The sequence below is a fragment of the Staphylococcus sp. GDY8P120P genome (genome assembly GCF_017892065.1).
In the GTDB taxonomy this organism is placed as follows: domain Bacteria; phylum Bacillota; class Bacilli; order Staphylococcales; family Staphylococcaceae; genus Staphylococcus; species Staphylococcus nepalensis.
Map to the genome: position 1 here is coordinate 511,874 of NZ_JAESKI010000003.1, position 24,393 is coordinate 536,266.

25 protein-coding genes and 1 pseudogene are annotated in these 24,393 nt (G+C 33.1%); 11 read left to right on the forward strand and 15 right to left on the reverse strand.

The window, feature by feature from the left end; all coding sequences use genetic code 11:
• Positions 1-279: 279 nt before the first annotated feature.
• The 3 genes from KA900_RS04470 to KA900_RS04480 form a co-directional block, all read right to left on the reverse strand.
• Positions 280-1,413 (reverse strand): NADH-dependent flavin oxidoreductase, encoded by a 1,134-nt coding sequence (locus KA900_RS04470; RefSeq protein WP_103373618.1) that lies wholly within the window; start codon positions 1,411-1,413, stop codon positions 280-282.
• A gap of 201 nt (positions 1,414-1,614) precedes the next feature.
• On the reverse strand, positions 1,615-2,016 hold the full coding sequence (gene ygs, locus KA900_RS04475) for a S1 domain-containing post-transcriptional regulator Ygs (RefSeq protein WP_096810512.1): 402 nt from the start codon (positions 2,014-2,016) through the stop codon (positions 1,615-1,617).
• A 521-nt stretch (positions 2,017-2,537) separates the two neighbouring features.
• On the reverse strand, positions 2,538-3,134 hold the full coding sequence (locus tag KA900_RS04480) for a peptidylprolyl isomerase (RefSeq protein ID WP_096810513.1): 597 nt from the start codon (positions 3,132-3,134) through the stop codon (positions 2,538-2,540).
• 67 nt (positions 3,135-3,201) lie between these two features.
• Here KA900_RS04480 and kapB point away from each other — a divergent pair, with 67 nt between their 5' ends.
• The 9 genes from kapB (at position 3,202) to KA900_RS04525 (ending at position 11,169) form a co-directional block, all read left to right on the forward strand.
• Complete coding sequence (kapB, locus tag KA900_RS04485; RefSeq protein WP_096810514.1) at positions 3,202-3,582, forward strand: sporulation phosphorelay system protein KapB; 381 nt, start codon at positions 3,202-3,204, stop codon at positions 3,580-3,582.
• 129 nt (positions 3,583-3,711) lie between these two features.
• Positions 3,712-6,129: a Na+/H+ antiporter subunit A gene (locus KA900_RS04490; protein WP_096810515.1), complete on the forward strand. Its 2,418-nt coding sequence runs from the start codon at positions 3,712-3,714 to the stop codon at positions 6,127-6,129.
• On the forward strand, positions 6,110-6,538 hold the full coding sequence (locus KA900_RS04495; RefSeq protein WP_096810516.1) for a Na(+)/H(+) antiporter subunit B: 429 nt from the start codon (positions 6,110-6,112) through the stop codon (positions 6,536-6,538). Before KA900_RS04490 ends, KA900_RS04495 begins: the two co-directional genes overlap by 20 nt.
• A complete protein-coding gene (gene mnhC1, locus KA900_RS04500) occupies positions 6,538-6,885 on the forward strand; it encodes a Na+/H+ antiporter Mnh1 subunit C (protein WP_210139327.1) in 348 nt (115 codons plus the stop codon). The genes KA900_RS04495 and mnhC1 overlap by 1 nt, the downstream gene beginning before the upstream one ends.
• A complete protein-coding gene (locus KA900_RS04505; protein ID WP_096810518.1) occupies positions 6,872-8,368 on the forward strand; it encodes a Na+/H+ antiporter subunit D in 1,497 nt (498 codons plus the stop codon). Before mnhC1 ends, KA900_RS04505 begins: the two co-directional genes overlap by 14 nt.
• Position 8,369: 1 nt before the next feature.
• On the forward strand, positions 8,370-8,852 hold the full coding sequence (locus KA900_RS04510) for a Na+/H+ antiporter subunit E (RefSeq protein WP_096810519.1): 483 nt from the start codon (positions 8,370-8,372) through the stop codon (positions 8,850-8,852).
• Positions 8,849-9,142, forward strand: coding sequence for a Na(+)/H(+) antiporter subunit F1 (locus KA900_RS04515; protein ID WP_096810520.1), 294 nt, complete (start codon positions 8,849-8,851; stop codon positions 9,140-9,142). Before KA900_RS04510 ends, KA900_RS04515 begins: the two co-directional genes overlap by 4 nt.
• Positions 9,120-9,476, forward strand: coding sequence for a Na+/H+ antiporter subunit G1 (locus KA900_RS04520; protein ID WP_096810521.1), 357 nt, complete (start codon positions 9,120-9,122; stop codon positions 9,474-9,476). The genes KA900_RS04515 and KA900_RS04520 overlap by 23 nt, the downstream gene beginning before the upstream one ends.
• Before the next feature lie 544 nt (positions 9,477-10,020).
• Positions 10,021-11,169 (forward strand): FAD/NAD(P)-binding protein, encoded by a 1,149-nt coding sequence (locus KA900_RS04525; protein WP_096810522.1) that lies wholly within the window; start codon positions 10,021-10,023, stop codon positions 11,167-11,169.
• A 126-nt stretch (positions 11,170-11,295) separates the two neighbouring features.
• Here the strand turns inward: KA900_RS04525 and KA900_RS04530 are convergent, their stop codons facing one another.
• The 6 genes from KA900_RS04530 to KA900_RS04555 all read right to left on the reverse strand — a co-directional run bounded on the left by KA900_RS04530 (position 11,296) and on the right by KA900_RS04555 (position 17,226).
• Entirely contained in the window at positions 11,296-11,679 is a 384-nt protein-coding gene (locus KA900_RS04530; RefSeq protein ID WP_103372646.1) for a PaaI family thioesterase, read from the reverse strand.
• A 30-nt stretch (positions 11,680-11,709) separates the two neighbouring features.
• Positions 11,710-13,026, reverse strand: a complete 1,317-nt coding sequence (locus KA900_RS04535) for a Na+/H+ antiporter family protein (protein ID WP_096810524.1) — start codon at positions 13,024-13,026, stop codon at positions 11,710-11,712.
• Between the two features lie 380 nt (positions 13,027-13,406).
• Positions 13,407-14,882 (reverse strand): M17 family metallopeptidase, encoded by a 1,476-nt coding sequence (locus KA900_RS04540; protein WP_210139328.1) that lies wholly within the window; start codon positions 14,880-14,882, stop codon positions 13,407-13,409.
• A 287-nt stretch (positions 14,883-15,169) separates the two neighbouring features.
• Positions 15,170-16,378, reverse strand: a complete 1,209-nt coding sequence (locus KA900_RS04545) for an NAD(P)/FAD-dependent oxidoreductase (RefSeq protein WP_096810526.1) — start codon at positions 16,376-16,378, stop codon at positions 15,170-15,172.
• 238 nt (positions 16,379-16,616) lie between these two features.
• Positions 16,617-16,976, reverse strand: coding sequence for a HesB/IscA family protein (locus tag KA900_RS04550; protein ID WP_103372648.1), 360 nt, complete (start codon positions 16,974-16,976; stop codon positions 16,617-16,619).
• A 13-nt stretch (positions 16,977-16,989) separates the two neighbouring features.
• Positions 16,990-17,226, reverse strand: a complete 237-nt coding sequence (locus KA900_RS04555; RefSeq protein ID WP_096810528.1) for a YuzB family protein — start codon at positions 17,224-17,226, stop codon at positions 16,990-16,992.
• A 565-nt stretch (positions 17,227-17,791) separates the two neighbouring features.
• On the opposite strand from KA900_RS04555, the gene KA900_RS04560 reads away from it, so the two are divergent.
• Positions 17,792-18,856 carry an NAD(P)/FAD-dependent oxidoreductase gene (locus tag KA900_RS04560; protein ID WP_096810529.1) on the forward strand — a complete coding sequence of 355 codons (1,065 nt, stop codon included), beginning with the start codon at positions 17,792-17,794 and terminating at the stop codon, positions 18,854-18,856.
• An 88-nt stretch (positions 18,857-18,944) separates the two neighbouring features.
• Here KA900_RS04560 and KA900_RS04565 read toward each other — a convergent pair whose 3' ends face one another.
• Positions 18,945-19,256 (reverse strand): YuzD family protein, encoded by a 312-nt coding sequence (locus tag KA900_RS04565; protein WP_096810530.1) that lies wholly within the window; start codon positions 19,254-19,256, stop codon positions 18,945-18,947.
• Between the two features lie 107 nt (positions 19,257-19,363).
• On the opposite strand from KA900_RS04565, the gene KA900_RS04570 reads away from it, so the two are divergent.
• Positions 19,364-19,606 (forward strand): NifU family protein, encoded by a 243-nt coding sequence (locus KA900_RS04570; protein WP_019469675.1) that lies wholly within the window; start codon positions 19,364-19,366, stop codon positions 19,604-19,606.
• A gap of 237 nt (positions 19,607-19,843) precedes the next feature.
• Here the strand turns inward: KA900_RS04570 and dltD are convergent, their stop codons facing one another.
• The 5 genes and pseudogenes from dltD to KA900_RS04595 all read right to left on the reverse strand — a co-directional run bounded on the left by dltD (position 19,844) and on the right by KA900_RS04595 (position 24,076).
• On the reverse strand, positions 19,844-20,989 hold the full coding sequence (gene dltD, locus KA900_RS04575; RefSeq protein ID WP_210139329.1) for a D-alanyl-lipoteichoic acid biosynthesis protein DltD: 1,146 nt from the start codon (positions 20,987-20,989) through the stop codon (positions 19,844-19,846).
• Positions 20,986-21,222: a D-alanine--poly(phosphoribitol) ligase subunit 2 gene (gene dltC, locus KA900_RS04580; RefSeq protein ID WP_096810532.1), complete on the reverse strand. Its 237-nt coding sequence runs from the start codon at positions 21,220-21,222 to the stop codon at positions 20,986-20,988. Before dltC ends, dltD begins: the two co-directional genes overlap by 4 nt.
• Before the next feature lie 17 nt (positions 21,223-21,239).
• Complete coding sequence (gene dltB / locus KA900_RS04585) at positions 21,240-22,454, reverse strand: D-alanyl-lipoteichoic acid biosynthesis protein DltB (RefSeq protein ID WP_119487990.1); 1,215 nt, start codon at positions 22,452-22,454, stop codon at positions 21,240-21,242.
• Positions 22,451-23,915: pseudogene (dltA, locus tag KA900_RS04590) on the reverse strand (D-alanine--poly(phosphoribitol) ligase subunit DltA). Before dltA ends, dltB begins: the two are co-directional and overlap by 4 nt.
• A gap of 14 nt (positions 23,916-23,929) precedes the next feature.
• Complete coding sequence (locus KA900_RS04595; RefSeq protein ID WP_096810535.1) at positions 23,930-24,076, reverse strand: teichoic acid D-Ala incorporation-associated protein DltX; 147 nt, start codon at positions 24,074-24,076, stop codon at positions 23,930-23,932.
• Between the last annotated feature and the right edge of the window lie 317 nt (positions 24,077-24,393).

The following is a 24,393-nucleotide window of genomic DNA, read 5'->3' on the forward strand; positions in this document are numbered from 1 at the left end:
TAAAAGCTATATCCTAAACAAAAAAATTTAAAAATGGATTATCAAATCGATACGCGTAAACCTTGTATGGTAAAGCTTAATAAGCATACAAACAGAAATATATATTTTCTAAAATCATTTGCTCATCTTACCAATATCCTATTTGACATATAGTCATTCCTTAACCTTTATTTTTACGATAATGATAAAAAATAGCCATGAAGAAATCTATCATGATAGATTTCTTCATGGCTTATCGCTAGTGTGTTTTATATGCTTTAGAACATCATTGAACTACTTTTATTTATTGTCAGTTCTTGGTAATGGGTAAAAGCCATTATTAAATTGTTCCCACAAGTTCGGTGGTAAATGATGTTTATCTGCTCTATTAGGGTCAAATTGAGATATAATTTCATCTTCTTTGCCCTCTCTAATTTTACTTACAAAATTATAATCTAATAAAATTTCTCTTCCTAATGCAACAAGTTCTACGCCTGTTGATTCAATCGCTTCAATCGCTTGTTCAGCAGTGAAAATTGACCCGATACCTACCAGCGGCATACGTCCATTAATCCAATCTAAAATTAATTTAATACGCTCTTGTCCTTTATATTGACCTTCACGTGTTTTTGAGTGAATATCCATTAATGATACATGTAAATAATCTAATGGTTTTTCAATTAATTTTTTAATTAATTTTTCCGTTATTTCCATACTTATGCCTGGTGATTCAGCTTCTTCAGGAGAAAATCTATAACCAACGATAAAATCTTCATTGCCGTGCGTTTTAGCAGTTTCTGCTACTTCATCCACCACACGTAAAGCAAATTGATAGCGATTTTCTCCCCACTCATCATTACGACGGTTATAATAAGGAGAAACAAATTGATGAATTAAATAGTGATTGGCACCGTGTATTTCAACACCATCAAAGCCTGCTTCAATTACTCTTCGTGTAGCTTCACCAAATGCTTTGATTGTTGTTTCAATTTCATCTTCAGTAATTTCACGCGCATGGTGTTCTTCTTGTTCACCAAAACTTTTTAATGATATAGGGCTTGGTGCCGCAACGTCACCATTAGGCGTTAAATTAGGTAATGATTGCGCGCCACCATGATGAATTTGAACGACTGCTTTTGCACCGTTTTTCTTCATTGCTTTTGCCAATCGTTTTAAACCTTCAAGATTAGAATCATGTGCTACAGAAGGTTGTCCAGGGAAAGCTTTACCTAAATCCGTCACATTACTTGCTGCTGAAATAGCTAAACCAACGTCTTTTGAACGTTGTTCCATATAGACAACTTCTTCATTTGAAATTGTTCCATCATCATTGGATGAAACATGTGTTAAAGGGGCGAGCACAAATCGATTATCTAATGTTACATTATTTGGTAATTTTAATTTTTCAAATAATGGTTGAAATTTTTTATTCATTAAATTAAATCCTCCTAAAATTCAAAAATACTAAAGTGTCGTAATATCATCACTTTAAGTAATTTAATTCTAACTGCCTTAAATTCAAATATAAAACTATATGCTCACGCATATAATTTTATGATTTTTCATATTACGCGTGCAACTCATATAGAACAATTTAATGTTATATAAAAAATACTAACATCTTCAATGAAGATGTTAGTATTTTTTAAAAGATGATCGCTCATCTTTAATCGCGTCTTTGGACTGTTTAATCCAAACCGGTAAGCGTTCTTTAATTGTTTGAAACCCATATTTCTCGGTTTCTTTAATTTCATCTAATACTGATTGTTTTTCTTTTTTACGTTCATAGTTTTTAAAATAGTCATTATCTTTTAAAGAAAGATTTAACTTACCTTCTTCATCAATTGATATTACTTTCGCTTTTACAATTTGTCCTTCCGATAAAAACTTTTTTAAATTGTGGACGTAGTCATCCATAATTTCAGAAATATGGATTAATCCTTCAGTATTGTCAGGGGTTTCTACAAAAGCGCCATACGGTTGAATACCAGTCACACGAACTTTAATATGTTGACCTACTTTATAGTGATTATTCAACGTGATAACCCCTTAATTCGTTTTACTTAACAAGTTCATGATAGCATAAATCCTCTTAAGGTACTAACATTACCTAGAAAAATTTCACGATTTATTTAGAAATAAAGTAAAATAGCCAACGTTAAATGAGAATCGAATGCATTTATGAAAGCTCTTACAGCACATGGGGATGTATTTATTAATTCTTTTATTTTTGACAATAAAATTAAAAAAGTCTGAATGCAGTAAAAACAACAAAAAGTTTCTCTGCATCCAGACTTAATTTTCATACTTTATATTTTTTATACATTCAAAGTCGGGTTCATATTTTTCAAGCAGATGTTATAATTTTATAACCTTCAAAAGCATAACTATAAATTGATTGAAACTGTTTTAACGTTTTGCAACGGTTATAAAACACCCATGATTATATCAACACTATGCCATCTATTATTTGATTTGTATATGATACAACATTGAAACCAACCCATAACTGATATTATTCTATGTTCAAATCATTGCACTTATTGTAATATTTGTTTTTATTTCTCAACCACGTCTATAGAATCGATTGTGATGTCATGCAATGGTTTATCTTGAGGTCCCACTTTAGTAGCTGCGATATCTTCTAATGTTGCTTCTCCATCTATCAATTGACCAAATACTGTATGTTTTTGATCTAACCAAGGCGTACCACCTTTTTCTCCATAAGCTTTGACAATTGGTTCTGGCCATCCACCATCTGCAAGTTGACTTAGCATAGACTCAGGCACTTCTTTCATTTGAACGATAAAGAACTGCGAACCGTTTGTATTCGGGCCTGAGTTAGCCATAGATAAAGCACCATATAAATTGAAGGCTTCTAATGAAAATTCATCTTCAAAAGGACCACCATAAATACTTTCACCGCCCATACCACTAGCAGTTGGATCTCCACCTTGAACCATAAAATCATTGATAACACGGTGGAAAGAAATACCATTATAATAACCATTTTTAGCGTGTGTTACAAAGTTTTCTACTGTTTTGGGTGCAACGTCAGGTAATAGTTTAAAAGTCATATCACCTTTATTTGTATGCATTACTAATTTTATTTCATTTTCATTTACTTCTGAATTTAACTGAGGATAGTTCGTCATTTTTATTCTCCATTTCATGTTAAGATGATATATGTATTCTAACATAAAATGAAGGGAGTATTGAATTATGTTATATCGTTTTGCACACAAAACTGGAAGTTATGGCGTTTCAATCAAAGAAGAAGACGAGAACCAAGTATTAGTTCAAGTTGAACAAGTTATTAAACATCCAAAACAAGGTGATTTACATCATCCAAACGAAACTGAAAATGTATTTTTCCATGAGCGCAAAGCTTTAAGCCAATTTGAAAAACGCTATACATCTAAGTCAAAACTAAGACCATTTAATGTAGAGGAAATGCCTTATATAGCATCCTTGCAACTCGCAATTTCAAATTTGGAAAGTAAATTAAAAGCAGAAAACACAGCCTTTGCTAAAATGTCACTTGAGAATTTAAGCCGTTTAAAGGAAGATTATTCAATCCAATATAAAAAATTTTTTGAATAAAAATACCTTGTTTCTTCTTATTTAAAATAAACTTTAAATATAAGCTCTGCAAGGGTTGGCGTTGTTTTTCAGATTAGTGTTATTCATGTATAATGGCTTTACACTATTTTTTAAAAGGAGGATAAAATAATGAGTTTGATACATATAGCGGTCTTATTACCGTTAATATTTGCACTCATTATTCCATTTGTATATCGCATATATAAGCGAATACATTTAGGATGGTTTGTGTTACCTATCCCCGTCGTCTTATTTATTTATTTTCTTTCAGACATTTCGACTACAATGTCAGGAAATAACGTAGTACATAAAGCAAATTGGATGCCTCACTTTGGCATGAATTTCGATTTATACGTTGATGGGTTAGGCTTACTATTCAGTTTATTAATAACTGGTATTGGAAGCTTAATTGTATTATATTCTATTAGTTATTTAAGTCGACAAGAGCAATTAGGTCATTTTTATTGTTACCTATTGCTTTTTATGGGTGCCATGTTAGGCGTTGTATTATCAGATAACATTATTATTTTGTATCTGTTTTGGGAGTTAACTTCTTTTTCTAGTTTTCTACTAATTTCATTTTGGAGAACGAAACAAGCATCTATTTATGGGGCACAAAAATCAATGCTCATCACAGTACTAGGCGGCCTTTCACTGCTTGGTGGACTCATCTTATTATCACTTGCAGGCGGATCTACAAGTATTCAAACGTTAATTGGCAATGCGTCAGAAATACAAACAAGTCCTTTCTTTATACTATCTATGATATTTGTAATTATTGGCGCGATGACAAAATCAGCCCAATTTCCATTCTACGTTTGGTTACCAGATGCTATGGAAGCTCCTACGCCCGTCAGTGCTTACTTACACTCAGCGACAATGGTTAAAGCAGGTCTTTACTTAGTTGCCCGTATGACGCCAATCTTTGCACTTTCTCAAGGCTGGATTTGGACGATTACCGCAGTAGGCTTAATCACGTTATTCTGGGCCTCATTAAACGCAACAAAACAGCAAGATTTAAAAGGCATTCTTGCTTTTTCAACAGTGTCTCAATTAGGTATGATTATGGCAATGTTGGGCATTGGTGCAGTAAGTTACCATTTTGAAGGTGCGGATAGCCAAATTTATGTAGCTGCATTTACGGCTGCTGTGTTTCATCTTATCAACCATGCTACTTTTAAAGGTGCCTTGTTTATGGTAACAGGTGCTATAGATCATAGTACTGGGACGCGTGATGTAAATAAACTTGGTGGTTTAATCACTATTATGCCAATTTCATTCACAATCACGATTATTACATCACTAAGTATGGCAGGCATTCCACCATTTAATGGATTCTTATCAAAAGAAAAATTCCTTGAAAGTATGATTGAAGTTACACATGCTAATATATTCAGTTTAAATAGTATTGGCATACTTATTCCAATTGTAGCTATCCTAGGCAGCGTATTTACTTTTGTCTATTCTGTTAGATTTATCGGACAGATATTCTTAGGTAGTTACAAACCTGATTCATTACCTAAGCCAGCTCATGAAGTTTCAAAATTAATGTTAATATCACCGAGTATTTTAGCAATACTAGTGATTGTTTTTGGTTTCTTCCCTTCAATATTGACAGGATCGATTATTGAACCTGCAGTTAACGCAATAAGTCACACTACAGGAACAACAGCTGAGTTTCATATGTTCCACGGATTTACGCCGGCCTTTTTCTCAACATTAGGCATATATATAGTTGGCATATTATTAATCTTTAGTTTCGGTTATTGGATTAGCTTATTAAAAGCGCAACCTACAAAACTAACAATCAACTATTGGTATAATAAATTAGGCGCGGTTACGCCAAGCTTTTCGAGCCAATTTACAAACACATATGTTACAGGATTTACACGTAATAACTTATTAATGATTTTTGCATCATTAATCATTATCACGCTTGTGACATTACTAGTAACGCCGTTCAGTATCAATTTTAAAGATGTTAGCGAAATAAGACCATTTGAATTAATCATCGTAGTCATTATCATTACGGCTGCTTCTATGATTATATTCGCTCGTTCTCGCTTATTTAGTATTATTATGGCGAGTGCTGTAGGTTATGCAGTAGCTATTTTCTTTATTTTCTTTGGTGCACCAGACTTAGCACTCACACAATTTGTTGTAGAGTCGATTTCTACAGCATTGTTCTTATTATGTTTCTATCATTTACCAAACTTAAACCGACACAATGAAACACCTTCATATAAATGGTTAAACGCAATTATCGCCATAGGTGCTGGCCTTGTGGTTACTGTATTAGGTTTGATCGCCTATGGTAATAGACATTTTGGTTCAATTGGCGAATTCTATAAAGATCATGTATATGATTTGGCACATGGAACAAACATGGTTAACGTTATTCTCGTTGACTTCCGTGGTACCGATACATTATTTGAATCTTCAGTGCTTGGTATTGCCGGATTAGGTGTTTATACAATGATTAAACTTCGTTATAAAAATAAATCAAATGATGAAGGAGGAACTCACATTGAAAAGACAGAAGAATAATTTAATTTTCCAATATTCAGCAATTGTGATTTTCTTCTTAATCGTTATGTTTGGTTTACATCTGTTCTTAACAGGACACTATACACCCGGCGGCGGTTTCGTTGGCGGCTTATTATTGTCCAGTTCACTTGTAATCATTTCTGTCGCATTCGATATTAAGACAATGCGCAAAATATATCCATGGGATTTCAAAAAACTCATTGGTATAGGCTTATTCTTTTGTTTAGCCACACCAATGGCAAGTTGGTTATACAATAAAAACTTCTTTACACATACACCCTTTGAAATTCCATTAGTAATTTTAAAACCAATAGAAATGCATACTGCGACCTTTTTTGATTTAGGTGTTTTGTGTGCTGTCGTTGGTACAATAATGACTATAATATTAGCGATTGGAGAGAATGAGTAATGGAAATAGTGATGATTTTTGTTTGTGGTATTCTCACTGCAATGAGCGTCTACCTCATTCTTTCTAAAAGTTTGATTCGTATCATTATTGGGACTACTTTACAAACACATACAGCCAATTTATTTTTAATAACTATGGGTGGTCTTAAAAAAGGTGAAGTGCCTATTTATGAAAAAGGGATCACTTCATATGTGGACCCCATCCCTCAAGCACTTATATTAACAGCAATAGTCATTTCTTTTTCTGTCACAGCGTTTTTCTTAGTATTAGCTTTTAGAAGTTATAAAGAATTGGGCACAGACAACGTAGAAAGCATGAAAGGAGTGCTAGATAATGATAGAAAGTAACCTTATTATTTCACTACTCGTCATACCAATGTTAACCATTATCGCACTCATATTCATTGGTAAACGCCCGAAAATAAAGCGTTACGTTGCTTTATCAGGTACAGCAATCACATTGATTTTTGCATTTATTAATTTAAAAAATGTATTAAAACACGGACCAATCAAACTTGAACTCGGTTCTTGGGAGGCTCCTTACAGTATTGTATTTGTACTTGATATATTTAGTGCCCTACTTGTAATCACTAGTTTAATTGTAACAATGTTGATTATTTTATATTCATACCAATCCGTAGGTATTGAACGTGAAACATATTACTACTATTTCGCAATTATGTTTATGCTTACAGGTGTTATAGGGTCATTTATCACAGGCGATATTTTCAACCTTTTCGTATTCTTCGAAGTATTTTTAATGGCATCTTACATATTGCTAGTCATCGGTGGTACGAAGGTACAATTAAGTGAAACAATTAAATATGTACTTGTAAATGTGACATCCTCTGCTTTCTTTGTTATTGCAGTTGCCATGCTTTATTCAGTCGTTGGTACATTGAATTTGGCAGATATTAGTGAAAAATTAAGCCAATTGTCAGCGCAAGATAAAGGGATTATTAGTATCATCTTTATTATGTTCATCTTTGTCTTTGCTACTAAAGCAGGTGTTTTCCCAATGTACATTTGGCTACCGGGCGCGTATTACGCTCCACCAATAGCGATTATTGCATTCTTTGGTGCATTGTTAACAAAGGTTGGTGTATATGCGATTGCAAGAACGGCGAGCCTATTCTTTGGTGAGTCATCAAACTTTTCTCTATACACAATTTTATTTCTAGCATTACTCACAATTATTTTTGGTTGTGTAGGAGCAGTAAGTTATTTCGACACTAAAAAAATCATCATTTACAATATTATGGTTGCCGTAGGTGTCATCTTAGTGGGAATTGCGATGATGAATCAAGCCGGCATGATGGGCGCAATCTATTACACTTTACATGATATGCTCATTAAAGCAGCCCTTTTCTTCTTAATCGGTGTCATGTATAAAATTACAAAAACGCATGATTTACGTCAATATGGTGGCTTAATCAAACATTATCCTGTATTAGGGTGGACATTCTTTATCGCTGCATTAAGCTTAGCAGGTATTCCGCCGTTAAGTGGTTTTTACGGAAAATATTATATTGTTCAAGCCACTTTTGAAAAAGGCTTCTACATTAGTGGTATAATCGTATTATTATCTAGTCTTGTAGTACTTTATTCTGTCATTCGCATTTTCTTAAAAGGTTTCTTTGGAGAACCTGAAGGTTATGAAGTGAATCCTAAACTTCAATATAAAGGGGTGCTTGCAGTAGCGGTCGTTTCAGTTGCTATTTCTGTATTATTCGGATTATCTGCTGATTTCTTACACCCAATTATTAAAGATGCTGCTGAAACTTTCTACAATCCTAGTGTTTATATTGATAGCGTATTGGGGGGAGAATAGTATGGCAATTCAAATATTAGTCAATTTAATGTTATCTGTTTTTTGGTTATTTGTTACTGGCAGTTATACATTTAATAATTTTCTATTAGGTTATCTATTTGCTCTATTGCTAGTATTCCTAATGCGCGGTGTTTTACCCGGCAGATTTTATATTATTACGGTTTATAAAATAATTAAATTGTTTTTCGTATTCTTAATAGAACTAATAAAAGCTAATATCGATGTCATTCGCATCGTTACTAAACCTAAACTTAACAACGAACCTGCCTTCTTTATATATCCCACAGATTTGAAAAAGGATTGGCAGATTGCTTTATTATCAAATTTAATTACACTTACACCCGGAACTATTGTTTTAGGCGTCAGTGATGATCGTACAAAAATATATGTACACAGTATTGATTTCAGTACAAAAGAAGAAGAGATTGAAGGTATTAAATCATCCCTTGAAAAAGTGGTAAGAGAGGTAGGCGAATATGAATGAACTACAATATTATATTAATCGTTGCATTAGTTATCGTTGCATTATCCATGTTAGGTATGCTAGTTCGTGTTATTATCGGACCTTCTCTTGCTGATAGGGTTGTAGCACTCGATGCTATGGGAATACAATTAATGGCGATTGTAGCGCTATTTAGTATTTTCTTAGGTACTAAATATATGATGGTTGCCATCCTATTAATTGGTATTCTAGCATTCTTAGGCACTGCCGTTTTCGCCAAATATATGGATAAAGGTAAGGTGATTGAGCATGATAACAACGATCATCATTAGTATTGCACTTATATTGGTTATACTCGGCTCACTTATTAGCGCACTCGCTGCTATTGGTCTCTTACGTTTAGATGACGTATATTCTAGAGCACATGCTGCTGGTAAAGCTGCTACATTAGGTGCAATGTTATTAATTAGTGGCGTTTTCTTATACTTTATCGGACGCGAAGGATACGTAAATATGCAGTTGCTGATTGGTATACTATTTATTTTAATTACTGGTCCGTTAGCAAGTCATCTTATAATCAAAGCTGCTTATAATTTAAGCACACCTGCTGCTAAAAGAACAAAGCGGGATGATATTCAAGAAGACTTAAAAGACACTAAATTATAACACCGTTAAATAATGCATATATAACAATGAACAATGGAGTTATAACACCTTCATTCGATATACTCCCTCTAAAGAAACACTTAAACAGTGAAAACGTTAGAGGGGGTTATTTTTATGATTTAAAATTAACAGTAATGTTTATACTACCTTACTAACACTTACATAAAAGTGATTCACCTTCACAAAGCGTTACACGAGCTTAAACCCTTGCTAAAGTGCTACTCATCTTCATAAATGAAAAAGTATCGCTTTAACAGTCAGATGCTCCCAATACGATATTCAAAGCTGAAATGTTTTATATACCAAAGCCTCGCCTCACTCCCTAACCACCCTCCATATTAAAACTTCAAGTTTAACTCCAGATGCTTTGTTACAAGCAAATTGGAGCAATAAGCTACTTTTTTCGAAAAACAACACTATCTCATACTGATCTTTTTATTTTCCAGACCGCTCATTTCACATTAGAGCTTTATAAAATATTGATTATTGCTCAATTCAATGATATATTAAATCGTAATAATTTCGTTTTAAAGGAGTTGGAATAATGTCTACTTGGACAATCATCGGCGGCGGTATTCAGGCAGTAACAATTGCTATCAAACTAAAGACTTTAGGCATTAAGACACATGAGTTGAATATTATTGATCCACATCATAGTCTTTGCGAACAGTTTAATCATTATACAAAAAGGATTGAAATGCCCTATTTGCGATCTCCATGTGTACATCATATTCACCCTAACCCTTTTCATTTAAATCAATTCGCTAAATATCATCAATATGTTAATGCTAGCTATGGTTCATACAAACGCCCCAACAGAAATTTATTTATGGACCATATTCATAGTCTTTTACACGAATTTGAACTGAATCAGAGTCACACGGTTGCTTTTGCTAATCAAATTATACTCAAAGAAAAACAATGGTGCGTTAGGCTTTCAAATCAACAATTTCTAAAGTCGGATTATGTTGTTATCGCAAATGGTTGTAATCATGAGCCATACATACCGTCCACATTTAAAAATGCACCTGACGTCTCCCATATATTTGATTCAGAGATAGATATCGATAAAATCGTTTCTCATGTAGTTGGCAGTGGTATTTCAGCGGCACATTTAACTTTAAAATTATTAAAAAAACAGGCACATTCAATCATTCATCTTTGGACAAATAAACCTCTTGATGTGCATGATTTTGATGCAGATGCTGGTTGGCTAGGCCCTAAAAAAATGACGCCCTTCAATAATATTGTTGATCCTAAAACCAAATTAGCAATTATAAAAGAGGAAAGACATCAAGGTTCTATGCCTAAGGAGTTGTATCTAAGGCTTAAAAAATATGTTAAACAAGGCCGGTTAATGATTCATATAAATGAATTAAAAGAAATTCATCGCCATCATATTTATACAGACCATCATTCCATATATTACGACCACATCTTTTTAGCTACCGGGTTTAAAGATACAATCATGCAACAACCAATAATTAAGCAGTTAGTTCAACTATATAACGCACCAGTCTCAAATGCAGGCTTACCTTCCATCACTACCAATTTAGAATGGTTGCCCAATTTATTTGTGGCAGGTGGTTTAGCTGACTTACAACTTGGTCCTTTTGCAAGGAATATCATGGGTGGGCGTGAAGCTGCCAACCGCATTGGCGCCTTATTATTATTAAAAGAAAAAATAAGATAATCAATTAAAAAAACAGGCACATGAAACGCAAATAGTTAATTTGGTTTCATATGCCTGTCTATTATAGTTATTTTTTCAAATACATGTTAGCGTAATTCTATAAATCGTCAATTAATTTATACTTCGTTATTTATTGCGTTTACGTGGCTTAATCGCAATCGTGCCTCTCATGACACAAATCAATCTATCTGTATCATCTTTAATATCTATATTCCATACTTGCGTTGTACTGCCCTCATGTATAATTGTAGCTGTCGCAAATATTGTGCCTTTAGTAGTGGAACCTATGTGATTCGCATTCATTTCTAAACCTAACGGGATATAGTGGTCCGTATCAATGATATCGGCTGCTCCCATCGAACATGCGGTCTCACCAAGCGCTAAACTTGCGCCGCCATGCAGGAAGCCGAATGGTTGCTTCACTTCATCTGTTACTGGCATAGACATAACCATAAGCCCGTGTTCTTGTCGTTCTACTTTTATTTTCATTACATCAAGCATGTTTGTCACTCAAGACACCTCATTTTCATATTATTAAGTTTATAATATCATAGCTGCAATCGTGCCAAAAATAATTAATGGAATGTTATAAAACACAAAGTTGGGGATACAAGTATCACGAATGTGATCATGTTGTCCATCAACATCTAAACCTGCTGTTGGCCCTAATGTAGAGTCACTTGCTGGAGAACCTGAGTCCCCTAAAGCACTTGCCGTACCTATTAAAGCGATTAATGCCATGGTACTTAAACCTAAAGATTCACCTAACGGTACAAATAACGTAGCAATAATTGGAATTGTAGCAAATGAAGAACCTATACCTAGGGTTACAACTAATCCAATAATATACATTACAATAATGCTAATTAATTTATTATCTCCAATCACCCCGCTTATACTATCAACCAGCTTGCCTATATCCCCTGTTTCATTCATCACACCTGCGAAACCATTTGCAGATAAAATGACTACACCAATAAATGACATAATTTTAATGCCATCTACAAATTTTTCATCTAATTCAGTCCATTTGTAAGCGCGTGAAGCAAAGAAAACAAGTACGCCAGCTAATGCACCAAAAATCATTGAATCCGTAAACATTTGTACTAAAAATGTAGCAATGATAGAAATGATAGTTACGCCTAATATATAGGGTTTAATTTCAATTTGGCTCATATCTTTAATATCTTTATGTTCTGCATATTGTCTTGGTTTTCTATAATAATAAATACCAGCTATCAATCCAACAATATAGCCTAACGATGGAATTAACATAGCTTTCCAAATCATCCCCATCTCAATTGGGTGATTCGCTTTAGAAAACCCACTTTGGATGATTTGATGGAAAATTTGACCGAAACCATACGGTAGTAATACATAAGGCCAACATAAACCAAAACCGATGATAATTGCTATCTGTCTTCTATCTATATTAAGTTCGTTGAACAAACTTATTAATGGAGGGATTACAATTGGAATAAATGCAATATGTACAGGTATTAAGTTTTGGCTCATGATACTCATGATGAGTAATGCGCCCATAATAATAATTTTAACTTTAATACGTGACATTTTATTATTTTCTGCATGAATCGCGTTGATAATCTTATTCACTAAATAGTCTGTAATACCGCTATAAGAAATCAAAGCAGCGAATCCACCTAATAGCGCATAACTCAATGCCACTTCGGCGCCATCGACAATATTTTCACCGAATACAGATACAATATCAGTGATACTCATACCTGCAATCAAACCGCCTACTAAAGCACTGATAAATAAACTTATAACTACATTTAATCTGCATAAACATAGTACAATCATCAGTATAACTGCTATAACAACTGCATTTATCACAAAAGCACATCTCCTTTATTACGTTATCGAACTAAAGTATCACGAGATTTATATTAACAATTAGTACCTGAATTGTCAATCATATTTTTCTCATATTTAACCAAACAATATATCATTCGTATGGTTGCGTTTCATTACAACAATATAAACAAAGAGGTTGAAACATAATAAATAATGTTTCAACCTCGAATACCCTTTAAAACGTTTTGGCTCATATTACGCTTTATGAAAATGCATAGTACTTACACAAGACTCTAGATTTTGTACACTTTTGTCTAAACATGCTTGCTAAAGCGGAGCCACGAAATTCAATTTAGACCATATGATTCCTATCTCGCGACTATTAATTCATGTTCCTATTTTTAATACGTTTTTTTATCTCATAATGTCCTCAACCATTGAACGATAGATAATATCAAGTAACCTGTTGGGCCTGCTGGACCTTTATATGATGGCTGATTCGTTGTAGCCGGGCCTGCAATATCAAAATGTAAATGCGGGGTGTCACCAGCGAAATGATTTATAAATGTTGCGGCAAATAAAGCTTTACCTTGCCCATTTGTATGATTAACTAAATCAGCAACAGCACTCTTTCTAATCAATGCTTGTTCTGTTGCAGTCATAGGGAGTTCAAATACCATTTCATCCATTGTCTTAGCTTGCTCCAGAATAGCATTTAATGACGTTGTCGCATTTTTATTAAACACTGCGGCTTTATCTTCGCCTAGCGCTGCAACTGCTGCCCCAGTCAATGTCGCAAAATCTAAAATAACTTGCGGTTCAAATTGATTTGCATAAAAAACAGCATCGCCTAAGACTAAACGTCCTTCAGCATCTGTATTTAATACTTCTACAGATTCTCCGCTTAAAGCTGTATAAACATCATCCGGTTTCATAGCTTCCTCATTTATCATATTTTCTGCAGCTGCAATCACACCAACAATGTTTATTGGCAATGCCAATTGACGAGCCGCTTCAATCATTCCTATTACATTAGATGAACCACACATATCAAATTTCATTGTTTGCATGCCTGTTTTTGATTTAATAGAATAACCACCTGAATCATAGGTAATACCTTTTCCTACAAGCGCAATTGGATTGTCACCTGGACGCCCCCCGTTATAAGTAAGTGTGATAATACGTGGTCCTTGTTTAGAAGCTTTTCCGACTGCATGAATCAGTCCAAACCCTTCACTTTGTAATGTCACACTGTCTTTAACATCTACAATAACTTCAGTTTCGCTAAAATGCTGTTGTATCAAATCTGCATAATATGCAGGCGTTAAAATATTAGGAGGTATATTACTATAATCACGCGCTAAGTTAATTGCAGTTGCGATTGCATGCCCTTGTTCAACTGATTCGCTTATGCTTTGATCTTTTGTATGTATAGCTAATTTAAGTTGATAAGGTGCTGATTTATTTGTTTTATAACCGTCAAATGTGTAGATAGATTGTTCACTTTGTTGACCTAGAATTTCAGCAATGGTCTGATTTGTATGTTGATGAGATTTAAATGAATCAAATACTAATGTAGCCTGATCAACCCGGCTTTGTTTTAAAGCTTGAAATACATTCCCAAATATTTTCAAATAATCACTATACTCGAGCGTTTTGATATTTCCTAATCCAACTGAGATAAGTTTATGTTTTTTCTCGCCTATTTTAAAAAATGTACTAGAAATCTTTCCTATATTCGTACTTAAAATATGATGTTGTTTTAGTGGTGATAATAAATCACTTAATTCATCATCTCCAACTTTAATTGACTCTAATTGATTCAAATGTTCAGGCACGCCAACAATAAGCGTATCATTCTCAAAATTTGTAGTTGTATTAATTACTGCATCCATTCATAATCCTCCATTTCCATTCATTCATAGCATCTCACAATTTTACGCTTTAATCTACAAATTAAGTAGAACAAAGACACGGACGAGGTGCAATAAAATTCTGATTTTCGGCCCAGAAATTATCACTTGGTGTGAACCAGATGGTTGAATCGAACAACAAATGTAAAACTACTGTCGAAACAACGTTTCGCCGCCAATATTATATTTAAGGCTGAGACATTTATTTATGCCCCAGCCTTATCATGTATATCATCATAAATGTATAGCTAACACTTATGATTTAATTATTAAAATTTACCTTTTTTAAATGCTAAGCCAATGCCACCAAGTTTGAATACTGCACGAGTATCAATGACTTTTTTCATAAATGCAGCTTTTTTACCTTGGATGTCTTTGCCATAAACGACACCAACACCATCATTAGCACCTAGAGAACATACTGTACCACGGTCAACGTATTCAAATTCTTGTGTTGGTTGACCTTCTAAAATATTTTTAATGTTTTTAGCAGTATGTTCGCCTTCTTGCATTGCAATTTGTGCAGTTGTTGGTAATGGACGCTCTTCTCCAGAAGGAATAAATGCTGAACAGTCACCAATTACAAAAATATCATTGTAACCTTCGATAGTTAAATCTTGGTTAGTAACAATACGGCCACGTTTAACACCTTCAAATGATTCTTCCATTAATTTACTACCACGAACACCAGCAGCCCATACAACTGTATTCGCTTCTAATTGTTGTTCTTCGTCATTAACTTTTACTACAAAACCTTTTTTATTAGCAGCAACGATTGGCGTTGCAATTTTGAATTCAACACCTTTGCTTTCTAAATAACTTACAGCATGGTTTACTAATTCGTCAGAGAATTGTGGTAACATTTTTGGCGCTGCTTCTACACAAGTAATTTTAACTTTTGTTTGGTCAACACCATATTTATTACATAGTTCAGGGATACGATCAGTCAATTCACCTAAGAATTCAACACCTGTAAATCCTGCGCCACCAACGATAATAGCTAAATCTTTGTCATCTTTTTCTTTCGAAGCCGCATAGTTAGCAAATTTATCTTCGATGTGACGTGCTAATTTACGAGCAGTTAATACATTTTCAATTTGGAAAGCATAGTCTTTCATGCCTTTAATACCAAATGTTTCGCTTTCGAAACCTAAAGCAACAACTAGGATATCAAAATCAAAGATACCTGCATCAGTTTCTACTTTCTTAGCATTACGGTCGATTTTTGTAACTTCTGCTTTAACAAAGTTTACTTTGTTTTTATTAATTACACTTTCAACTGGATATAATGCATCTTCATAACTAAGTGTTCCTGCTGAAGCTTCATGTAACCAAGTAGCTTCATAGTGATAATCATTTTTATTAATTAATGTAATCTCAGCTTCATCAGCTGAAAGTTGCTTCTGTAATTTTGTAATAGTTTGTAAACCAGCGTAACCAGCGCCTAAAACTAATACTTTTTTACGATCTTGAGCCATTTCATTCACCTAAACTTTCATCATTTTTTTGTTGCGACAGTCTTTTTTTATACGTTAAACAATTTTTAGAATTTCACAAAAAAGACATTTTTCATCCAACACTAATTTTATAGTTTTTACAGTTTATTTTCAAGCCGTAATACCCATATTGTTTATTATTTCACATAAACATATAAAAGGCTATAGTTCTCTCTATATTTGGTCGAACTATAGCCTTTGAATGCTTGGTTTTATATTATTAACAATCTTCTGGCGCTCCGGCAACTTTAGCAGTTCTAAATGAGCTACCACAACCACAAGATGCAATAGCATTTGGATTATCAATTTGGAAGCCACCGCCCATAAGCGATTGTTTAAAATCAACTTTGGTACCTTCTAATACAGGTTTATCATATTTATCAATCAGTACTTTTAAACCATGAAATTCAAATACTTCGTCATTTTCACTTGGTTCAGCTTCTGCTGACATACCGTATGTTAATCCTGTGCAGCCACCACCGTTTACTTTAAGCTTTAAATATCCATCTGGCATATCATTTTGTTGCATCATATCTTTAACTTCATATGCTGCAGCTTCTGTTAATTCAATTACTGCCATTTAAATTACCTCCTTAGAAAATCCATGTTTCTTCTATATGTGCATAAATGTTTTGTAATAAGTCGTCTGGTGATTCTCCTTCAACGATATCACCGTTTACTAATGCATACAAGCCACTTGAGCAAATACCACAGTTTTGTAAACAACCATATTCTAAAACATCAACTCCTGGATCGTTTTCAAGTTGATTATATACATAATCTCCGCCTTTCGCTAAATTCGAAATGCAGAACTCAACTATTGGATTCATATTACACCCTCTCATTAATTGTCAGTTTAATAATTATAACAAAAACAATCCCTAACTGACTACATACTAGCTTATATAATTCAATTTTTTAAAATCGTATTTTTTTAAATTACGTTGCTTATTTTATCATTGCATTGATGTTAACTTTTCCACACTAAACCGCATTTACTAACACGTAAAATTTTAAATTTATGATTGTATTTTTTATGTGCTTAAAATTTTTTTGTCAAAATTAAATTAAAGCGATATATATTTTCGTATAAAACGCCATTCACAGCATTTATATATATTGTTATCATCGTTTTGTATTCAAAATTATTATATTTTACAAATTATGACGCATCGTCTTTATTTGTAGAAGTATACAAAAAAGCATATAATAATTTTAAGTAAGCTTATTTTAAAATTTAGTGTTTCGTTCAATGAAAAAACGAATATGATTTAACCACATTATATTTATTAACTTACATTGACAAAATAAGATAATAACATTGATGGTTCATTACGAAACCATCATGCTATTATTAAATTGATCAATACTATTTTTACTAGAGGGGTATCATAAATGAAAAACTTAGTACTATTAGGTGGCGGATATGGTAATATGCGTATTATGTCTCATATTTTACCATCTGCACTTCCTGAAAATTATTCTATTACATTGATTGATCGTATGCCTTATCATGGTCTGAAACCAGAATTCTATGAATTAGCTGCTGGCACAAAATCAGACAAAGATATTCGTATGAATTTCCCAGATTCAGAGCGTATTAACACCGTATATGGAGAAATTAATGATATTAATTTAGAGGACCAAATAGTTTCTGTTGGAAATACGAAAGTGGATTATGATGAATTAGTTATAGGACTAGGATGTGAGGACAAATATCACAACGTTCCAGGCGCTTCGGAATATACACATAGTATTCAAACATTATCTAGTTCACGCGAAACATTTCACCATATTAGCGAATTACCTAACGGGGCTAAGGTAGGCATTGTAGGCGCTGGTTTAAGCGGCATTGAACTAGCAAGTGAATTACGCGAAAGTCGTGAAGACTTACAAATCTTCCTATATGATCGTGGAGAGCGTATCTTACGTCGTTTCCCTGAAAAGTTAAGTCGTTATATAGAAAATTGGTTTAAAAAAAATGACGTAACTGTAGTACCAAATTCTGATATTAATCGTGTAGAACCTGGTAAGATTTTTAATAATGATGTGCCAGAAGAATTAGATTTAATTGTATGGACAGCAGGTATCCAACCCGTTGAAATTGTTAGAAATCTACCAATCGATATTAGTAAAGATGGGCGCGTTATATTAAATCAATATCACCAAGTGCCTACTTATAAAAACGTATATGTTGTTGGTGACTGTGCAGATTTACCTCATGCACCTAGTGCACAACTTGCAGAAGTTCAAGGTGATCAAATTGCTGATGTGATGAAGTTACAATGGCAAGGTAAACCACTTCCCGAAAAAATGCCTGAACTTAAAGTTCAAGGGTTCTTAGGTTCTTTAGGCGACAAAAAAGGATTTGCATATATTATGGACCGAACTGTTACTGGTCGGTTAGCCTCAATCTTAAAATCAGGCGTATTATGGTTATATAAATACCATAATGGCTAAACTTGTATAATATTAAAATAAAGACACGACCTGACTTTTCTTTAATACATTAACTCGAAAAGTACACGGCCGTGTCTTTATTAAATAATTAATGACGCTCCATAAATTGAGTGATATCTCTTAGTTGAACATATCCATCTGAAACATACTCATCATTCATAGTGACAAGCGGATAGAATAATTCATCTTCTTGAATACGTTCAATATATTGCTGATCATGGTCAGTTAAATTTTCTGTATCTTTTTCAATATCAATATACGTAAATTCAAATTGTGTATCTGGATATTTTCTTTTTAATAACGGTTGCAACCAATCATACGTATTTCGAGCTGTTGGTGCATTGACACAACTCGCACACACAATATCTGCGCCATAAACGACTACACTTACTTTATTCATATTAACTTATCCCCTTTTGTCTTGATTGATAGATTTTTTCTTATATATCTATTATAATAAAAAGATAGATAGAAAATGAAATAATATACTTGAAAGGAGGCATTTCCATGCCAACTGAAAACGTAACAATGTTTGATCAAGTAGCAGAAGTTATTGAAAAATTACGTCCCTTCTTACTACGTGATGGTGGCGACTGTTCACTTGTAGATGTAGAAGACGGAATCGTTAAACTTCAATTACACGGTGCATGCGGTACATGCCCAAGTTCAACAATCACATTAAAAGCAGGCATCGAGCGTGCTTTGCATGAAGAAGTACCTGGAGTAGTCGAAGTAGAACAAGTATTCTAGTTTATTAACTCATTTATAAATAAAAACAACACAAGATTTAAATGCTTTAGAATCCTTCACTTAGAGAGACAACAAGCCCATTTTCTAAAAACATCATAATCCTACTTAGGCATTGGCGAATTGGACCCGAAAATAAGCTTATAGCAAGCATTTTCGGGTCCGATTCATGTTACATTTATATCATGATTTTTAAAATATGTTTCAAATTATAAATAAAGGTATACTATTACCTGTTAGTCAGCGATGCATATGTTGCGCAATATGCTCACTAATATAAGCCCAACCCTTCCATCCTATATGTACCGCATCACTAATCACGTACGGTTCATAATCTTTATCTGTCATATCATAAATTCGCCCACCACGACTAATAACAGTGTGATTAATTTTATCATACACTTTTTGACGTTTTTCTTTATGAACGCCAATATGATCATACCATTTGCCATTTGAAGGGATACTAATATATTCAACATCAGCGCCAGCTTCACGCATTGTGTCTACTAGTAACTCTAAATCTTTGAATTCTGGCGAATGCGCATTAAATTCGTAATCTCTATTAATTTTGCGTTTATGCGCTTTTATTAAGTCCCAATACTCATCTCTAATCTTAAATGCATTTGATTGTGAGTGTTTTGCACCATGAATTTCAGCTTGCTTACGAATAGCTTGCCAGGATGCCTCTTGAGCTGTAATAGGCTCGGTATCTGTTAATTCTGTTTTTGAAAGTGGCACGCGTGATTTGATCGCTTCAATTTTCTCGAATTGAGTGGTATTAAATGATGATAAATAGTGGTCTGTCTCACTTACATTGTCTTTAGACATTTTTTCTAAATAATTTCTATTATATACATTTTTAAAACTCAATAATCTCTTCGCGTAACGTTGTTTAAGTTCCGGGCTTAAATTTTTTTGGTTAAATAAATGATTTAATTGCGTTTTTGAAATGCGCGCATCAAAATTCTTATTCGTCAACCCGTGATTCGTAAACCATTGGGGCGAAATAATAAAAGCCATTTTCTTTCCTTTTAAATTGTCATACTGTGCTGCTAATTCTATTGCATTAATCAAGTCAGTAGATCCGCCCGTTCCAATTAAAAATGGTTGTTGTGAATATACCGTTTGATCACGTAATAAGATGGCTGGGTTAAATGAATCATCTTTTTCTAGTTCGCTCGATCCATATATAGGATAAAATGCATTTGAACGAAACATTTTGTCTTGGATTAAAGTACCTTTTAATACTTGGTCAGATAATGCAATGCGTTGTTTTTCCAATGTTTTTGTAGTAATTAATCCGCTAAACCAACTTGATGGTAATATTAAGAAAATTCCAAATAAACAAAGGCTAATAATAATTGGGGTAAAAGGTTTTATTTTCATCGTAATTCTTCTAGTACCGCTACTATCTTATTAGGCGTTGCCCATTCGTCCCTATCAAAGTCCATGATAGAAACTTCAATCTCTAATTGGTTTTGAATTTCTAATAAAAGCCCAACTGTTTGAAATGAATCAATAATGCCTTCTTCAAATAATGCGATATCTGGATTTTCTTTCACGATGTTATTTTCAGTTACTTCAGCTAATAACGCTAATACTTGTTCTCTAAATTCCATTATAATTCCTCCTAATTTTAAAACAGTTTCCCAGAAAAGATAAGAAAACCAAATGTTATAAAATGAAATGTCACAATAATACTTAAAGCAGTGGTATATTTATTTTGCCAACGTGGCGGGTGTTTTTTTCGCCACTTTTCGTAATAACCATAACCTATAAATAGTGCCGCATGATATAAACCATATAATATATAATATATTTCAATACCATGCCAAATACCCATAATTAAAAAGTTTAAGAAAAAAGCAACATTCGACATTGCAAATTGATTTTTTAATAACTTTTTCTTTGACATAAAAAATAGTGAACGCATGTAAATACAATCTCTAAACCAAAAAGACAATGACATGTGCCATCTGTTCCAGAAGTCTTTAATATTTTTAGCTTTAAATGGTTGTTTGAAGTTTGGTGGTGTTTGAATGCCATATATGTAACTAAATGCGATAGCAAATAATGAATAACCAGCAAAATCAAAGAATAAATATAAACTATAAGCATACATGTACAACCACTTTGTTATCATACCTGTAAAATCTAGCATCATTGGATTAATAGCAAATGTTTGTATTAAATATGCAATAATATATTTATATAAAAAACCTAACATGATGAAATGGATTGCTTTAGCAAATAAACTACTATAGTCATTGCCATTTAAAACTTTATTTTCATCTTTAACAAATCGCTTGTAACGATCAATCGGCCCTGAAGAAATCGTTGGAAAGAAAGATATAAATTGTATGACTTTCCAAAAACGTACTTCTTTGATTGAACCATCTCTAATTTCCATTAATAACTGAACACTTTTAAACGTCACATATGAAATTCCTAAAAACCCTATAAACTCAACTACTTTGTTTTCATGAAGTTTTAATTGTACTGCTCCAAACCATGAACTCTGCATGACTTTCACTATTACAAGGGGCAAGATAGAAAGCGTAATGACTGTAATAAATATTGTTATTTTATTGTTTTTGGCGCGAGCGTACCAATAATACATAATAATGACTACTTGCCATATAATATAAAGTAAAAAATTGATTAGTTGCACGCTTAAATACGTTTGTCCAAAAAGATTATGTTTATCAGAAGAGAATATTAACATAATCATGATGGCTGTACTTAAACCATTATAAATTCTGCTACGTTTCCCCAAAAACCCTAATATGATAACTGGTATTAATAATAAAAATGCTATAAAAAAGAATGTAAAGTCACCGTATGGAATCATTTCAATAAATCCTCAGCAATCTTCTTACGATCTAACTTTCCGTTCATTGTAAGTGGTAATTTATCTGTATAAGTTATCTTTTTAGGAATCATGTACTCAGGAATTAAACGTTTTAATTCCTTTTTTATTTGGTGCGTTATAGTTTGGTTATCCATATGGTCTTCAACATGATTAAGAACAACTACAGCATTTAAATTGATCACTTTCCCGTCTCGGTACATTGGCACAACAATGGCTTCTCTAACATAATCTACTTCACGTAACTGACACTCTATTTCTTCAAGTTCCATTCGATAACCATTTAATTTAATTTGATAATCGATCCGACCATTTATAAACCATTGGTTGTCTTTTAATTGTGCTTTATCGCCTGTATAGTAAGCTTTCTGTCCATCTTGCATTTTAAACACTTTCTCTGAACGCGTCTTATCTTTAACATACCCTTCACTCACACATTTTCCTAAAATTACAAGTTCGCCCTCCTCCGTTAAAGTTAAACTTGTTCCTGATTGTGGTATGCCTACTGGTAAAGGGTTATATTTTTTAATAATGTCTTCAGTAATCAAAACACTTGTTACTGCTACAGTAGCTTCTGTCGGTCCGTAAGTGTTATAAATAAACGCAGAAGGAAAACGTTGTTGTAATAATTGAGCAGTTCTATGAGCGAGCATCTCACCACAAAAGAAAAACTCTTTCAAACTACTATAATGCGCTTCTGTTAAATGGGGTAACATCAAACACATTTCCATAAAAGAAGGAGTGGATACCCATACATTGATCTGCGTTTCTTCTAACATTTGATTTAATAACTTAGGTTTATTGATCATTGTTTTATCTACTAAGTTCAACGTCCCTGCTGTTGCTAAACAAGGATAAATAGACATAACAGATAGATCAAATGAAAATGGCGCTTGGTTTAACCACTGTTGGTTTAATCCTAATTGATTTAGTTGTATCATCCAATTTGTAAAGAGGTTCAAACTTTCATAACTAATTTGTACGCCTTTAGGTTCACCAGTAGAACCTGATGTAAAAATAGTATAGGCTATAGCTGAATCATTTATACTATTTTCTATGGGACTATCTCCATCTACGTTTAATAATGCTGTTGTTGTAATAATAGATGGTCCCTCTATGTGTAACTGCGCATCAGTCGTATTTAATAAATATTGGGGCGCTATTTTATTTATAATAGATACAACGTGCTCTTGAGGAATAGAGGTATCAATCGGTACATAACCACAACCTGCCTTAATACTTCCTATCATTCCTACTATCATATACGGGGACATGCGCCCATATAAAATCAATGGGCTTTTAGTTATCTTTTAATATAACAGCAAGGTGGTCCGCATACTGGTTTAATGCTTCATATGTCAAACTTTCATCGTTGTGCTTAACTGCAACTTGGTCTGGAAAATTTTTTCCATTCTCTATAATTGTCTGAATGATGTCTTTCATGCTAGTCTCCTTCATTAAAATTCATTATATATAAAGTTATTATGTGTATCGCCAGTACCATAAATTAAGTATAAGGCTATTAAAATAACCAAGTACATGATAGTTAATAACCATGGTTTGAATGTTTGAAAAGAAGGTTGTTTATTGATTTCCTTTTGCATATTTCACCTCTTATTTTTATCCATTTATAGTTAAATATGTTTATTAAATCAACTTTTAAATTTTGTACGTTAAACTTTATAAAAATATTCAACTTTTTCATCAATTAATTATACAATTTTTTCTACGTTAATACAATTAAATATTTATGCATCTATATAACAAAATTGTTAGATGTCCTATAAATAAAAGAGTCATAATTATTATTTTCCAAAATACTTTGCACTTTAATTTATATTACAAATATATTATGTTTTAAGTCGTGTAAAGAAAATATAAAAAAGCAGTTATCGAATAATGAACTGACCCCAATTTGTGG

What these genes read in the sequence shown, in the direction of transcription:
- KA900_RS04565 (WP_096810530.1), bottom strand. Translation starts at nt 19,256, where the DNA reads ATGAATAAAGTAAGTGTAGTCGTTTATGGCGCAGATATTGTGTGTGCG.
- KA900_RS04555 (WP_096810528.1), bottom strand. Translation starts at nt 17,226, where the DNA reads ATGAATCCAATAGTTGAGTTCTGCATTTCGAATTTAGCGAAAGGCGGA.
- dltC (WP_096810532.1), bottom strand. Translation starts at nt 21,222, where the DNA reads ATGGAATTTAGAGAACAAGTATTAGCGTTATTAGCTGAAGTAACTGAA.
- KA900_RS04570 (WP_019469675.1), top strand. Translation starts at nt 19,364, where the DNA reads ATGCCAACTGAAAACGTAACAATGTTTGATCAAGTAGCAGAAGTTATT.
- kapB (WP_096810514.1), top strand. Translation starts at nt 3,202, where the DNA reads ATGTTATATCGTTTTGCACACAAAACTGGAAGTTATGGCGTTTCAATC.
- KA900_RS04505 (WP_096810518.1), top strand. Translation starts at nt 6,872, where the DNA reads ATGATAGAAAGTAACCTTATTATTTCACTACTCGTCATACCAATGTTA.
- KA900_RS04595 (WP_096810535.1), bottom strand. Translation starts at nt 24,076, where the DNA reads ATGCAAAAGGAAATCAATAAACAACCTTCTTTTCAAACATTCAAACCA.
- KA900_RS04520 (WP_096810521.1), top strand. Translation starts at nt 9,120, where the DNA reads ATGATAACAACGATCATCATTAGTATTGCACTTATATTGGTTATACTC.
- KA900_RS04480 (WP_096810513.1), bottom strand. Translation starts at nt 3,134, where the DNA reads ATGACGAACTATCCTCAGTTAAATTCAGAAGTAAATGAAAATGAAATA.
- dltB (WP_119487990.1), bottom strand. Translation starts at nt 22,454, where the DNA reads ATGATTCCATACGGTGACTTTACATTCTTTTTTATAGCATTTTTATTA.
- KA900_RS04560 (WP_096810529.1), top strand. Translation starts at nt 17,792, where the DNA reads ATGAAAAACTTAGTACTATTAGGTGGCGGATATGGTAATATGCGTATT.
- KA900_RS04470 (WP_103373618.1), bottom strand. Translation starts at nt 1,413, where the DNA reads ATGAATAAAAAATTTCAACCATTATTTGAAAAATTAAAATTACCAAAT.
- KA900_RS04515 (WP_096810520.1), top strand. Translation starts at nt 8,849, where the DNA reads ATGAACTACAATATTATATTAATCGTTGCATTAGTTATCGTTGCATTA.
- KA900_RS04525 (WP_096810522.1), top strand. Translation starts at nt 10,021, where the DNA reads ATGTCTACTTGGACAATCATCGGCGGCGGTATTCAGGCAGTAACAATT.
- mnhC1 (WP_210139327.1), top strand. Translation starts at nt 6,538, where the DNA reads ATGGAAATAGTGATGATTTTTGTTTGTGGTATTCTCACTGCAATGAGC.
- KA900_RS04490 (WP_096810515.1), top strand. Translation starts at nt 3,712, where the DNA reads ATGAGTTTGATACATATAGCGGTCTTATTACCGTTAATATTTGCACTC.
- KA900_RS04550 (WP_103372648.1), bottom strand. Translation starts at nt 16,976, where the DNA reads ATGGCAGTAATTGAATTAACAGAAGCTGCAGCATATGAAGTTAAAGAT.
- KA900_RS04540 (WP_210139328.1), bottom strand. Translation starts at nt 14,882, where the DNA reads ATGGATGCAGTAATTAATACAACTACAAATTTTGAGAATGATACGCTT.
- KA900_RS04545 (WP_096810526.1), bottom strand. Translation starts at nt 16,378, where the DNA reads ATGGCTCAAGATCGTAAAAAAGTATTAGTTTTAGGCGCTGGTTACGCT.
- dltD (WP_210139329.1), bottom strand. Translation starts at nt 20,989, where the DNA reads ATGAAAATAAAACCTTTTACCCCAATTATTATTAGCCTTTGTTTATTT.
- KA900_RS04510 (WP_096810519.1), top strand. Translation starts at nt 8,370, where the DNA reads ATGGCAATTCAAATATTAGTCAATTTAATGTTATCTGTTTTTTGGTTA.